Source organism: Helicobacter canis (genome assembly GCF_008693005.1).
GTDB lineage: Bacteria > Campylobacterota > Campylobacteria > Campylobacterales > Helicobacteraceae > Helicobacter_B > Helicobacter_B canis.
This window is the reverse complement of the sequence record NZ_VXKE01000005.1, coordinates 73,153-86,371: the sequence shown is the minus strand read 5'-3', so window position 1 is coordinate 86,371 and position 13,219 is coordinate 73,153. Positions and strand designations below refer to the sequence as shown.

The following is a 13,219-nucleotide window of genomic DNA, read 5'->3' as shown; positions in this document are numbered from 1 at the left end:
GTAGCATAGTTTGTTATAATCAGGCTTTGATTTTTTAACTCTAAGGTAGATCAATGACACTTTTATGCACAGGGGCAGCAGGCTATATCGGCTCGCACACAGCTATGACATTGTTGGAGCGGACAGATTCTAGGATTATTATCCTAGATGATTTGCGCACAGGCTTTATGCAAAATATTTCTATCCTGCAAGCACGCTATCCTAATAGGGTGGAGTTTGTGCAAATGGACTTTGGCAATCGCGCTTTGCTTGAAGAGCTCTTTAGCCGCAGTGGCATTGATGGGGTGCTGCATTTTGGAGCAAGTCTCATTGTAGGGGAGTCTGTGGAAAAGCCACTTGCGTATTACCACAACAATGTCGCTAATGCTATCGCACTTTTTGAAGCGTGTGTGCGACATAATGTGCGGTATTTTATCTTCTCTTCCACAGCAGCAGTATATGGCGAGCCAGATTCTAGCCTTATCCCCGTGCAAGAAGACGCACCGCTTGCGCCTATCAATCCCTATGGCACTTCAAAAATGATGGTCGAGCTTATGCTAAAAGATCTTGCTAAAATCTCTCCTATGCGCTATGTAGCTTTGCGGTATTTCAATGTCGCGGGCGCAAGTATGAGTAATACCCAAAGCCTACTAGCAAAAAACCAAGCCCTAGGACAGCGCAGTAAAAACGCCACGCATTTAATCAAAGTCGCCCTAGAGTGTGCCACTGGCAAAAGAGCTGGTATGAGTATCTTTGGCGATGATTACCCCACGCCTGATGGCACTTGTATCCGCGACTATATTCATATCGATGATTTAGCTAGCGCGCATCTAAGTGCGCTTAGATTCTTGGAAGCGGGAGGGGGCAGCAGCACATTTAATGTCGGCTACAATCGTGGATATAGCGTTAAAGAGGTCATAGAGTGTGTTAGACACATAAGTGGCGTGGATTTTGCCGCAGAGATTGCCCCTAGGCGTGCAGGCGATCCTGCAGAGCTTATCGCTAGCAATGCGCGATTAAAGCAGCAGACCAATTGGCAGCCTAAATACGATGATTTAGAGACGATTGTGCGCAGTGCGTATGAGTTTGAGAAAGCACTAAAGCATAGCTAGAATCTATATGGGCAGTAGCAAGACATTAGCGGGCTATAGATTCTAGCACTTCTATGCGCTTATGTATGGGAGGGTGTGTGGCAAATGCACTTTTAAATCCCTGTAAGAAAAACATATGCGCACAGGGCTTGGCTAGCTTGTTGTGTAAAAAGCCCTGCGTGTCTTTTGCTAGCTTGCACTCTTGCGACTCTTTTGGCGCATAATTTATAAAAGGGGCTATGATGAAAACTTTTGCTAGCTTGCGCTCTTGCGACTCTTTTGGCGATTGCTCTTGCGCGATTGTTTGTAGTGCGCACAGAATTGCATTTGGATTGCGCGTGTATTGCACGCTTGTGGCATCAGCTAGAAATTCTTTCTGCCGTGAAATTGCTGCTTGGATAAGGCTTGCGCAAAGCGTGCCAAGAAGCCCTAGCGCGTAAAAGCTAAAGGCAAATAGCGCGATCACTGCTTCGCCTTTAGAGTCCCTTTTCCCAGCAGCTCCCGTGCGGCGCGCAATAGAGCGCATAAGAATCTCGCCGATAAAGCTAATACTCATAAAGCCAAAAATCAAGCTAAATATCCGCAGATTTAGCGCGACATCTTGGTGGAATGCGTGGGAGAACTCGTGCCCCACCACGCCAGAGAGCTCTTCGCGTGAGAGTGTGTCAAGCGCGCCTTGCGTGAAAAATAGCGCGAATCGCTCATCGCTCTTGCCAAATCTCTCGCCACTACACATTGCATTGATCCCTTGCTCTTCTCGCATAACAAACACGCGCGGCATAGGCATAGCACTAGCGATGGCGATTTCTTCTACGACATTAAGCAGCCGTGCGTATTTGCGGTGATTTTTGTATTTCTTAGGGGTGATTTCTATGGCTTTTAGGGTTTTGGCAAGTCTATCTATGCTATGGCGACTAAGCAGTAGAGATTTCACCACAAAGCTCCCAAAAATCACAAGCAATATGCCAGCACTTAAGCCTAGGCTATATATAAACCAGCCCATTTGCTTGCGAATATTATCTGTGAGAAAGCTAAAGCTATCAGGCTCATCAAAGATAGCCGGCATTGCTAGCCAAAATATCAGCTCAAACACGCAAAAGCACAGCATAAAAAACAGCACAAACACCACGATAAACAGCATATTAAGCCACAAAACTTTCCCTAATGCTAAATCTTTATGCGCGGCAAATCCCAGCTCTTTGGGCTTTCTTTTGAGATACAAACGCGTAGCGAAAAACAGCAAGCAAGCACAGAGCAAGACCACGCAAAGCAGCCCGCCATATACCATCGGTCCGCCCCATATAAGCAGCCATAGCGCAAAGCCCATATTGTTTTGTGCTAGCATTTCAATGCGCATTGCAAGGCTATCAAAAACACTATCGCTAATCTCTTTATACTCAGCTATTAGTGGGTAAAACTGCGCCATAACGACCATAAAGCCTATCGTTGTAAGACTGATTAGCGCAAAGAAAAGCAATGACCTAGGCAGGCTTGGGTTGGGGTATTTATTGAGATTTATGATAAGTATCGCACAAAAGCCAATGGTTATCAGCAGTGCTGGCACAAACACCCAAGGGATAAAATATGTAAAAAGCGCGTGTATGACTTGCATTATGGATCCTAGCTTTTATCTACTTTCTCACAGGGTTTTTGCCCTAGCACGAGATGAGAAATCCCCGCGGAGTAGGACTTAATCTCTAAAGGCTGCAAGTTAGCTTCTTTAAACGCTAGGGCTAGCTCATCTGGGGTGATAAAGCTCTCCATAGAATCTGGGAGATATTTATAAGCAGCATAATTGCGCGAGATGAGGTAGCCAATGCAAGGCAGAATATGCTTGGTATAGGTGCCAATAATGCGATCTATCAAGCTTGGGCTAGAGTTTTTAAAAAAATCTAGCACCACCACTATGCCACCGGGCTTTAGCACGCGTGCAAACTCGCGTAATGCTTGCTTGTATTCTAAGACATTGCGCAAGCCATAAGAGATAGAGAGTATATCGACACTTTGGGATTCTAGGGTGCTTAGATCTTTTGCCTCGCCTAGTTGGAGGGCTAAGCTAGAATCTAGCTTCTTAGATTCTAGCTTAGCTCGGCTATCTTCTTCTAGGATTCTAGAGTTAGCATCTATTTGCGCAAAACTTCCGTCAATAGCTTGCAGCTTCTTCTCCGCGATTTTTAGCATCTCTTGCGATGGATCTATGCCGATAATCTCGCGCACCACGATACTAGATTCTAGTGCGTAGCTATACCAATGCTTTATCATATCTCCACTGCCACACGCCACATCGACAATCCGCTCTATATCCTTAGTATTGCGCGCTTTGTAGGCTTTTTTGACTGCATCTTTGCGCCAAGAAATATCAATGCCTAGACTTAGGATTCTATTAGTCTTATCATAGTCTTTGGCGATCTCATCAAACATCGCAATAATAGTTTTCTGGGCTTCTTGCTTGGTGTGCTGGTCTTTTGTCTGTGTATCGTGGGCTTGGCTATTCATTCTCAACCTTTGCTTCAATCTTTAGCTCTGGAAGTGCTTTGCGCATTTTTTTTACCCACGCATTTAGGCTAGTGATCTGCGCGCTTGTGGGTTTAGAAGCAGTGCCGCCAAGGCTTGTGCGCGCCTGCATAGAAGCAAGGAGAGTTAGCTTTTTGTCAATCGCGCTTTTTGCAAAAGTAGATTCTAGCTTGGGGGCGAGCTTTGAAAGCTCTCTTGCAAGCTCACTTCCACTAAGCTCGCTTAAATCACAGCCCTGTGATTCTGCATAGGCGACTATGCGCCCGGTGATATGGTGCGCTTCTCTAAAGGGCACGCCACATTCACGCACTAAAAAGTCTGCTAAGTCTGTCGCGCTTAGATGTCCAGCCTTGCACGCTTTAAGCATAGCCTTTTTGTCAAAGCTAGCACTTTCACACACTGCTTGTAAAATCTCTAGGCTAATGAGCGCGCTCTCCACACTATCAAATATCGCTTCTTTGTCTTCTTGTGTGTCTTTATTGTAGGCTAGGGGGAGCGATTTCATCACCACGAGTAGGCGCACTAGATTCCCATACAATCGCCCGCTTTTCCCACGCAAAAGCTCTGGGACATCGGGGTTTTTCTTCTGTGGCATTATGGAGCTACCGGTGCTATACGCATCACTTAGGCGCAGAAAGCCAAACTCCGCGCTACTCCATAGCACAAGCTCTTCTGCTATGCGTGAAATATGCATACCAAGCATAGCAAGAGCATAGAGCAAATCCAGCGCGAAATCCCTATCACTCACAGAGTCCATCGCATTGCGCGTGGGCGCGGCAAACCCTAGCTGCTTGCTTACCCACTCTCTATCGTTGTTATAAGGCGTGCCAGCAAGCGCGCCAGAGCCTAGGGGCATAAGGTTATTGCGCTTGTGCAAGGACTCTAGCCGCTCTACATCGCGCCTAAGGCTCTCACACCACGCCACTAGGTGGAATCCTAAGTTGATGGGCTGGGCGTGCTGCAAATGTGTCATACCCGGCATTAGCGTGTGCGTGTGCTTGCGCGCTATGGCAAGGAGTGCTTGGATAAGCGTTAGGAGCTTGTTAGCGATTAGGACTGCGTGATCTAGCACATACATTCTACAATCAAGTGCCACTTGATCGTTGCGCGATCTAGCGGTGTGGAGCTTTTTCCCCACATCGCCTATATGCTCTATCAAGGCAGATTCTATCGCCATATGTATGTCTTCTTGCTCTAGGGAGAATCTAAAGCTCCCTTGCTCAATCTCGCTAGCGATTTTCTCTAGCCCAGATTCTATAAGTGCCACTTCACTAGAATCTAAAACCCCTATGCGCCCAAGCATTCTAGCGTGGGTTTTAGAGCCTAGAATATCATATCGCCATAGCTTTTGATCAAATGTGATAGAGGCATTAAAGACATCTAGCAGTGCGCTAGATTCTAGCTCAAACCGCCCACCCCATAGCTTTGCCATAATCGCTCCTTAAGAAGTCTAAAATTTCAGCACCGCGCATAGCACGATACCTATCATAAGTAGTGTTGGGACTTCATTAAACACACGGAAAAATCGCGGGCTAAGTGTGCAGGATTCTCTTTGCATTTTGCTTGCAAGCACACCACAAGCGATATGAAAAATAAGCATTAGTGCCACAAGTGTAAGCTTGATATGTATCCACATACCACTTTTAAAAACCGCTAAATTTGCCATTATAAGCATAGTGCCCGTGATCACGCTAGCGAGCATTGCAGGGCGCATAATGTAGGCAAAAAGGCGGTATTCTTGCAGCTTGACTACTTGCACAAACTCCTTAGACGCTCTGTTTTCACTATGATAGACAAAAAGCCTAGGGAGGTATAATAGCCCTGCCATCCACGCGATGATGCTCATAATATGCACTGCCTTTAGCCACTGATAATACTCCATAAATACGCTAGAGAGATATTCCATTTCTATCCTTAATATTAAAATGTGGGTGTAATTGTCGTTTAAGTCGTCTTAAAATGCATTAAACTTGCGCATTATAATGCTCATATACGCGCTTTATGCCTTCTTCTAGTGTAACAAGTGGCTTCCAGCCAAGTGCATTGATCTTGCTAGAATCCATAAGTTTTCTTGGCGTGCCATCAGGCTTTGTGGTATCAAACACAAGCCTACCTTCAAAGCCGACAATCTCGCGTATAGATTCTGCTAGCTCTTGTATGCTTACATCGCTTCCATAGCCGATGTTAATGTGAGTATTGCGCACTTGAGCTTCTTTAGAGTGTGTATTTTGCAATGTGGGCAAAGTAGATTCTAAGCTAGAATCTACCAAATCAGCAAAATCAATGTCTTGCAGCACAAACACACACGCCCTAGCCATATCTAACGCATATAGAAACTCTCTCCTAACCTGCCCGCTTCCCCACACCTGCACGCTCTCTTTGCTAATGCCATAATGCGCTAGCAATTCTGCTGGGCTAAGGGCTTGCAAGGCGTGGTTTTTGGGCTTGCGCTTTGTAATATCTGCTACCACAGCATCCATATCGCCCGCACGCAATAGTTTGGCTAGATGCATTTTGCGCAAAAGGGCTGGGAATACATGGGAAGTCTCTAGGTCAAAATTATCTTGCTCTCCATAGAGATTGGTAGGCATTACACTCACAAAATTGCAGCCATACTGCAGGCTAAAACTCTCACATAGCTTAATCCCAGCGATTTTAGCGATGGCATAAGGCTCGTTGGTGTATTCTAGCTCGCTAGTTAGTAGGGCGGATTCTACGATAGGCTGGGGAGCAAGCTTGGGGTAGATACACGAGCTGCCTAGAAATAGCAGCTTTTTTACCCCGTATTTGTAAGCATTGTAGATCACGGCATTTTGTATTACTAGATTCTCATACAAGAAGTCTGCTCGGTAGGTGTTGTTGGCATAGATTCCACCGACTTTGGCTGCAGCTAGCACCACATACTCCGGGCGCATTGTGGAAAAAAACTCTTCCACCGCCACCATATCGCGCAAGTCTAGCTCATCTCTGCTGCGCGTTATAATTTGCCTATATCCTTGGGCTTGTAGCTCGCGCACAATCGCACTCCCCACAAGCCCTCTATGCCCAGCGACAAAAATCCTAGAATCCAGCTGCATACACGCTCCTAAAAAATCCGCATTATAACGAAATTTCCAAAAACACGCGGAAATGCGGGCAAAGTAATGTATAATACGCGCTTTATTTTGCGCATATTGCTGTGTGGTGTAGGGGGTGTTTATGGGGCAGACATTAGTGGAGAAAATCTTTTCAAAGCATTGTGGCAAAGAAGTAAATGCGGGGCAAATTGTAGAATCTCCCATTGATATGGTCATTGGCAACGACATTACCACGCCACTTTCTATTAAGGCATTTGAGAGAAGCGGGGCAAGTAAGCTTGCAAAAGCGGATAATTTTTGCATTGTGATGGACCATTTTATCCCGGCTAAGGATATTGCCTCAGCCAATCAGGCGCGCATTAGCCGAGACTTTGCCAAAAAACATAAGCTAAAATATTTTTTTGATGAGCGAGATATGGGGATCGAGCACGCGCTTTTACCAGAAAAGGGCTTAGTGCTAAGTGGTGATGTGATTATCGGGGCAGATTCTCACACCTGCACGCACGGCGCATTGGGGGCATTTAGCACAGGTATGGGCAGCACAGACTTAGCCTATGCAATGATCACAGGTAAAAATTGGTTTAAAGTCCCAGAATCTATACAGGTTGTCTTTGAAGGCGCGCTACCTAAAGGCGTGTATGGAAAGGACTTGATTTTAGAAGTGATACGGCAAATCGGCGTTGATGGTGCGCTGTATAAGAGCCTAGAGTTTTGCGGTAGCGCGATAGAATCTCTAAGTATGGACGATCGCTTTTCACTCTGTAATATGGCGATAGAAGCAGGTGCGAAAAATGGCATTATCGCTCCAGATTCTATCACCAAAGCCTATCTTGCAGAAGTGGAAGCAGCAAATGGCTCTTTGCGCGCAAGCCCAAGCTACTATCAAAGCGACTCAAATGCGCAATATGCAAAACGCCTACACATTGATGTATCAGCCCTAGAGCCGCTTGTCGCCTATCCGTTTTTGCCTAGCAATGGCAAGCCCATTTCCCACGCAAGTAGCGAGCATTTGCACATTGATCAGGCATTTATCGGTAGCTGCACCAATGGTCGCTTAAGTGATCTCAAAATCGCCTCGCAGATTCTAAAGGGCAAGAAGATCCACCCAGATGTGCGGCTTATCATCACGCCCGGCACACAGAAAATCTACCGCCAAGCCCAAGAGCTAGGCTACATTGATATACTGCTAGATTCTGGTGCGCTTATCTCTAATCCCACTTGTGGGGCGTGTCTTGGCGGATATATGGGGATTTTGGGGGATAATGAGCGATGCATCTCTACAACTAATCGCAATTTTATCGGGCGTATGGGCTCTAGGACTTCGCAAGTGTATTTAGCAAATGCTGCTGTGGTGGCGCACTCTGCCATTATGGGCGAGATTGCTGACCCTAGAGAAGTGCTTTGATGGGTGAGGTGATTTGATGAGCGGGCTTTTGCGGATTCTAGTTGTTGTGGCACTTGGGCTTTTTGGGTATTTCCTCTATACGCTTGATTTGTTTAAGAGCACGCCTATTGCTGTGCAGACATTTTTGCACTTAAGCCCCACGGAGCAAATCCCTATCGATGATACATCTGCGTGGAATCCAGAGCGTAGAATCTCACTTGAAGTAGAGAGCGAGAGCAAGATTAAGTCCTATAAAATTAGGGCGACCACAGGCGATGGACTTGTGGTGCTAGAGCAAGAAGAAGTCGTTACAAATCGCCCACAAAAGCTTAAGATTTGGCTGCCAAAGCCAGAAATCGAGCTGCCTGATAACACAAAGCTACGCTATGAAGTCGCTATCACAGATTGGAGCAATGCGAACTTTTTTAGCGGTGAGACATTGGTCAAGCATTTGGACTTTACGATCAATACGAAGCAGCCTGTTATTACGATTCTAGCGCACTCGCCAAGGATTAGTTATGGTGGGAGCGCGCTTGTTGTGTTTCAGGTTGAAAGCGTGGATATTAAGGACATTACAATCACTAATGGCAAGGATACTTTCACGCCTTTTCCATTTGTTACACAAGGCTATTATGCTGTGATTCTTGCTTGGCCCCTAGCTAATCGAAACTTCAGCGGTAGAATCCAAGTTTCTGACACGGCTTTAAATGCCAAGAGCATTACAATCCCTTTCATCAAGGATACTTCCCCGCGCTACCAATCATCTACGCTTAAATTGCAGGAGCGATTTTTGCGCGAGAAAATGGATAGCCTAATTAGCGAGATAAAGGCGATCCGCTATGAGCCTAAGCTTGATGAGCTAGATGATGATTTTGAAAAGTTTGTTTATATCAATGAGCAAGTGCGCTTGAAAGATGAGGAGATCATCTCTCAAAGCGCGATCAAAGCTTGCTTGCACGATGCAAAATCTACAAGCTTTCCTGTGGAGTGGAGTCCATTTGTCCCTATTAAAGGATATAGTGTGGTAGGTCGCTTTGGCGATAAGCGCACCTATATCAATGCCGCAAATAAAACCAGCCAATCCCTCCACCTAGGGCTTGATATCGCGAGTGTGAAAAACGACAAAATTATAATCGCCAATGATGGGCGTGTGATTTTAGAGCAAAAGCTTGGGGTCTATGGCAATACGATTATGGTTAGCCACGGATTTGGTGTAAGCAGCTTGTATGCGCATTTGCAGGACTTTTTTGTAGGTAATGAGCAAGAAGTATTTGCTGGGGATATAGCTGGGCTTACAGGCGAGAGTGGTTGGGCGTTTGGCGATCACTTGCACTTTGGTATGCTGGTGCAAGGACTTAATGTGCGCAATGTGGAGTGGCTAGATTCTAGGTGGATCAAGCATAACATTACAGATATTTTAGCCCAAGCCAAATCACTCATCAATGCAGAATCTAATTAGATGAAAACGCGGCAACATCGCGCACAAATCCTAAGCTTTGAGAGTGGGGGTAGCACGGAATGGCGCAGCTTTATTGAGAAAAACGCCATTTTACTGCGGAGCTTTATCCTGCACTTTCCCACGCCCATTGATGCAGACTTGCAGGAGTTGTGCTGCTCTTTTGGACTTTTATACACTATTGGCACTCTGCCCAGCAAGCCCAAGCTAGAATCTATACAAGCCCTAGATTCTATACTAGGCAAGCAGGAGAGACAAGCCGCCCAGCAGCCAAGTAAGCAAGCTTGCACACTTATCCATAAGGTGCGCAGTGGGGAGGAGATCACGCTAGAAGATAATGCTGTGATTTTAGGTGATATAGCGCACGGAGCGCATATTTATGCTAAGCATAGTCTTGTTGTCTTTGGGGATTGTGCTGGGGTGCTGCGCGTAGATGGGGAGTTTTTCATCTTGCGCAATCTCACTTCCGGGCATATTGTCTTTTGCGATTCTATCTTGCCAGAGCCTATTGTCGCTAAAATCAATGCCAGCAATCATTTAAAAATCATTATCAAAAATAGCGATACAATAGCGGTCCAAGAGATTATATAGGAAAGTTGTGTAGGGGGATTCTATGAAGCAAAGGACGATTAAAAAAAGAGTCGAGCTAACGGGCATAGGCTTGCATAAGGGCGTGCCTGTTACGCTTGTTTTAGAGCCTTTAGAGGCAAATAGTGGGATTGTGTTTTACCGCAGTGATTTAGGCGTGAGTATCCCGCTTGTGCCAGAATCCATTATTGATACCACAATGGCAACGGTCATTGGCAAAGGCGAGGCAAAAGTCTCTACAATAGAGCATTTGATGTCTGCAGTGTATGCCTATGGGATTGATAATCTAAAAATCAGCATAAACAACGAAGAAGTCCCCATAATGGACGGCAGCTCCATAGCGCATTGTCTGCTGCTTGATGAAGCGGGCATTGTGGAGTTTGATGAGCCACGCAAACTTATAGAGATAAAAAAGCCCATAGAAGTGCGCGATGGTGAAAAGTTTGTGCGCCTAGAGCCAAGCCACAAGACAATTTTTGACTTCTCCATAGATTTTGCACACCCTGCTATCAAAGAGCAGCACTATACATTTACCTTTTCTAAGACTGCTTATATCGATGAAATTGCCAAAGCTAGGACATTTGGATTTCTGCAAGAAGTGAATTACTTGCGCTCTATTGGGCTAGCTAAAGGCGGGAATCTTAATAATTGTATCGTGCTTGATGAATCAGGCATTATGAATAAAGAGGGCTTGCGCTATCCAGAGGAGTTTGTGCGGCATAAGATTCTAGATGCTATTGGCGATATGGCGATTTTAGGCATACCTTTGCTAGGGAGCTATATCTCCTTTGCTGGCAGCCATAAGCTAAACTCCTTGCTCACGCAAAAGCTTTTGCACGAAGAGGGGGCATACGAGGTCGTTACAGCGAGTGAGAGTCAAAAGGTGCTAGAGTTTGAAAAGGCTGTGGCAATTAGTTAATGCACGCCTGCAATCTCCTAGTCCTATGTATCAATGCCCCATTGCATTACGCACTCTATGATGATGATAGGCTGCTAGAATCCTTTAGCATTGATGAGAAGCCCTCAACTGCCCTGCCACTAATGTATCAGCGCCTGCGAGAATCTAGCATGCGTGTGAGCGGCATTTACTATGCTAGCGGTCCGGGCAATCTTAGCGCACTGAAACTCACACATACTTTTTTGCATAGCTGGGCGATTGCGGGCTCAATTCCACTTTATGCTACAGATAGCTTTTCACTTTGTTTAGATTCTCATATCCCAGCTTTTGGAAAGAAGTATTTCACACTGCAAAACTGCGACCAAATCCCCTATGAAAAAGCCCCAAACACCTACGCTAGCAATCTAGCAAGCGCGAAAGCGCATATCACGCACACTTTATGCGAGAGCCCGCCACCACGCTTGGCATTCCACGCTCCTAGCATATTGCCAAAGGAGCGATTCTGCCTGCCTTGCGAGCCGCTTTATATTTTGCCCCCTGTATGACTTGTATGGATTAGTGAAGCGGGGGGTTAGTTTGGATTGATTTTTGCTTGGGTGTTGTGCATTGTTATAGGCTGTTTGGAGTTAAAGCGTGCGTATTGATTATGGACTTTCTGCTACTTCTCTGTCATCTCTTTTGCACACTACAAGGGATTTGGATAGCTCTTCTAGTGAAAAAGACGCCACGCAGGATATACAAGCTAAAGCCCCTGTAAAAGCTGCGCAAAATCCCAAAGACTCAAGTAAGGCACCAGAATCCACCCAGCAATCTACTCCCCGTGCTAGAGAGACATTTGGGCTGGAGATTTTAGAAAAAATGAGCGATAAAGAGTATCAGGTGTTTTTGCGTGCGAGTGAGGGTATGAGCGAGGTAGAGAAGATGGCTGCTGCTCAGGCATTGTATGTTTTCACAGAATCTTATGCGCAAGATTCCAGCGCGCAGAATCTAAAGCCACACTTAAATCCACGGAAAAACCCCTACTTCAATGCTAGAGATCAGTTTATCACACGCTATATCGCGCTCTATAATGGTGCGCAAGAAGTTGATATTTTAAGCTAAGGTTTATTACAATTTTTTATCCAACAATAAGGATCTCCAATGCAGCTTCAAGCAAATGATGTAGCTCCAGATTTTTGCCTTCCCAATGCCCAAGGCGTGGAGATTTCTCTTAAAGACTTTCCACAAAAGACCATTATCCTTTACTTCTATCCTAAGGATAACACGCCCGGCTGCACGATAGAGGCGCAGGATTTTAGCCAGCTACTGCCGCAATTTTTCGCTAAAAATGCGCTTGTGATAGGCATTAGCCCAGATTCTCCTAAGTGCCACCAGGGCTTCATTGCCAAGCAGGATTTAAAGCATATCCTTCTAAGCGACAAGGATAAAGCAGTGGCAAGTGCCTATGGTGCCTATGGGAAAAAGATGATGTATGGTAAGGAAGTGATGGGGATTATCCGCTCAACTTTTATTATCCAAAATGGCAAGATTTTGCACGCGCTCTATAATGTCAAGGCTAAGGGGCACGCGCAAGCCGTGCTAGATATGCTTTAAGACTGCTGCTAACTTAAAAGTCCAATACCCTAGCTAGAATCTAAACTAGCACGACCGCCTACTGGCGCTAGCTGTGCAAGCTCGTGCGGTATTCTATAAGTGGTAATTCTACACATTTATTTTTATCAGTGTTACTATTTTACAATTATTAGGGATATTTGTCCTGCATAGCATTTTGTTAGAAATAATTTATTGTAGTATCGAGTTGTATGTTACTTTTTAGTATTCTTATGGATAGTAACAGGAAATTTTTACACAAAGGAGAGCGTGATGAAGCTTACAGAAAATCAGCAAAGAGCCTTATCGAAGTTTCGGCAGTTTGTCAGCTTTAGGAACAAAATTTCACTAGTTCTTTCACTTGTAGTGCTGGTGTGCTACTACATTTTTGTGCTTAGTGTGGGGCTGTTCCCAGATGTGCTGGGCTACCGCTTGGGTCCTAGCTCCGTTACGCTTGGGATCATTGGCGGACTTTTTATCATCGTCTTAAGTATCGTTGCTACCGGAATTTATACATTCTTGGCAAATACATATTTTGATCGGGATCAGGCAAATATCCTTGAGCAGTTGCAAGAATCTAATGTGATTGATGCGCTCAAGCAAGGTGAAATTGACTATAGAGACCAAGGAGGAGCACAATGA

General features: G+C 45.3%; 14 protein-coding genes. 9 read left to right on the top strand and 5 right to left on the bottom strand.

Features of this window, described 5'->3' with window-relative positions:
• Positions 1–53: 53 nt before the first annotated feature.
• Positions 54–1,091 (top strand): UDP-glucose 4-epimerase GalE, encoded by a 1,038-nt coding sequence (galE, locus tag F4V45_RS01790; protein WP_150336788.1) that lies wholly within the window; start codon positions 54–56, stop codon positions 1,089–1,091.
• Between the two features lie 25 nt (positions 1,092–1,116).
• Here galE and F4V45_RS01785 read toward each other — a convergent pair whose 3' ends face one another.
• From F4V45_RS01785 to F4V45_RS01765, 5 genes are read right to left on the bottom strand one after another with little or no spacing between them, the layout of a single operon-like run.
• Entirely contained in the window at positions 1,117–2,682 is a 1,566-nt protein-coding gene (locus F4V45_RS01785) for a M48 family metalloprotease (RefSeq protein WP_150336787.1), read from the bottom strand.
• Positions 2,683–2,690: 8 nt separating this feature from the next.
• Positions 2,691–3,566 (bottom strand): class I SAM-dependent methyltransferase, encoded by an 876-nt coding sequence (locus F4V45_RS01780; RefSeq protein ID WP_150336786.1) that lies wholly within the window; start codon positions 3,564–3,566, stop codon positions 2,691–2,693.
• Entirely contained in the window at positions 3,559–5,016 is a 1,458-nt protein-coding gene (gene argH / locus F4V45_RS01775; protein ID WP_150336785.1) for an argininosuccinate lyase, read from the bottom strand. Before argH ends, F4V45_RS01780 begins: the two co-directional genes overlap by 8 nt.
• Before the next feature lie 18 nt (positions 5,017–5,034).
• The gene (gene hemJ / locus F4V45_RS01770) at positions 5,035–5,490 is read right to left on the bottom strand and encodes a protoporphyrinogen oxidase HemJ (RefSeq protein ID WP_150336784.1); all 456 of its coding nucleotides are present in this window, start codon (positions 5,488–5,490) and stop codon (positions 5,035–5,037) included.
• Between the two features lie 58 nt (positions 5,491–5,548).
• Positions 5,549–6,661 carry a GDP-L-fucose synthase family protein gene (locus tag F4V45_RS01765; RefSeq protein ID WP_150336783.1) on the bottom strand — a complete coding sequence of 371 codons (1,113 nt, stop codon included), beginning with the start codon at positions 6,659–6,661 and terminating at the stop codon, positions 5,549–5,551.
• 121 nt (positions 6,662–6,782) lie between these two features.
• Here F4V45_RS01765 and F4V45_RS01760 point away from each other — a divergent pair, with 121 nt between their 5' ends.
• The 8 genes from F4V45_RS01760 to F4V45_RS01725 all read left to right on the top strand — a co-directional run bounded on the left by F4V45_RS01760 (position 6,783) and on the right by F4V45_RS01725 (position 13,219).
• Positions 6,783–8,066, top strand: a complete 1,284-nt coding sequence (locus F4V45_RS01760; RefSeq protein WP_150336782.1) for a 3-isopropylmalate dehydratase large subunit — start codon at positions 6,783–6,785, stop codon at positions 8,064–8,066.
• A gap of 16 nt (positions 8,067–8,082) precedes the next feature.
• Positions 8,083–9,504: a M23 family metallopeptidase gene (locus F4V45_RS01755; protein ID WP_150336781.1), complete on the top strand. Its 1,422-nt coding sequence runs from the start codon at positions 8,083–8,085 to the stop codon at positions 9,502–9,504.
• Complete coding sequence (locus tag F4V45_RS01750; RefSeq protein ID WP_150336780.1) at positions 9,505–10,092, top strand: septum site-determining protein MinC; 588 nt, start codon at positions 9,505–9,507, stop codon at positions 10,090–10,092. It abuts the gene before it with no gap.
• Between the two features lie 22 nt (positions 10,093–10,114).
• Positions 10,115–11,008: a UDP-3-O-acyl-N-acetylglucosamine deacetylase gene (gene lpxC, locus F4V45_RS01745; RefSeq protein ID WP_150336779.1), complete on the top strand. Its 894-nt coding sequence runs from the start codon at positions 10,115–10,117 to the stop codon at positions 11,006–11,008.
• Positions 11,008–11,532, top strand: a complete 525-nt coding sequence (locus tag F4V45_RS01740) for a hypothetical protein (RefSeq protein ID WP_150336778.1) — start codon at positions 11,008–11,010, stop codon at positions 11,530–11,532. The genes lpxC and F4V45_RS01740 overlap by 1 nt, the downstream gene beginning before the upstream one ends.
• Before the next feature lie 151 nt (positions 11,533–11,683).
• On the top strand, positions 11,684–12,088 hold the full coding sequence (locus F4V45_RS01735; RefSeq protein WP_150336777.1) for an HP1233 family protein: 405 nt from the start codon (positions 11,684–11,686) through the stop codon (positions 12,086–12,088).
• Between the two features lie 39 nt (positions 12,089–12,127).
• Entirely contained in the window at positions 12,128–12,580 is a 453-nt protein-coding gene (locus F4V45_RS01730; protein WP_150336776.1) for a peroxiredoxin, read from the top strand.
• Between the two features lie 270 nt (positions 12,581–12,850).
• A complete protein-coding gene (locus F4V45_RS01725; RefSeq protein WP_023929254.1) occupies positions 12,851–13,219 on the top strand; it encodes a DUF485 domain-containing protein in 369 nt (122 codons plus the stop codon).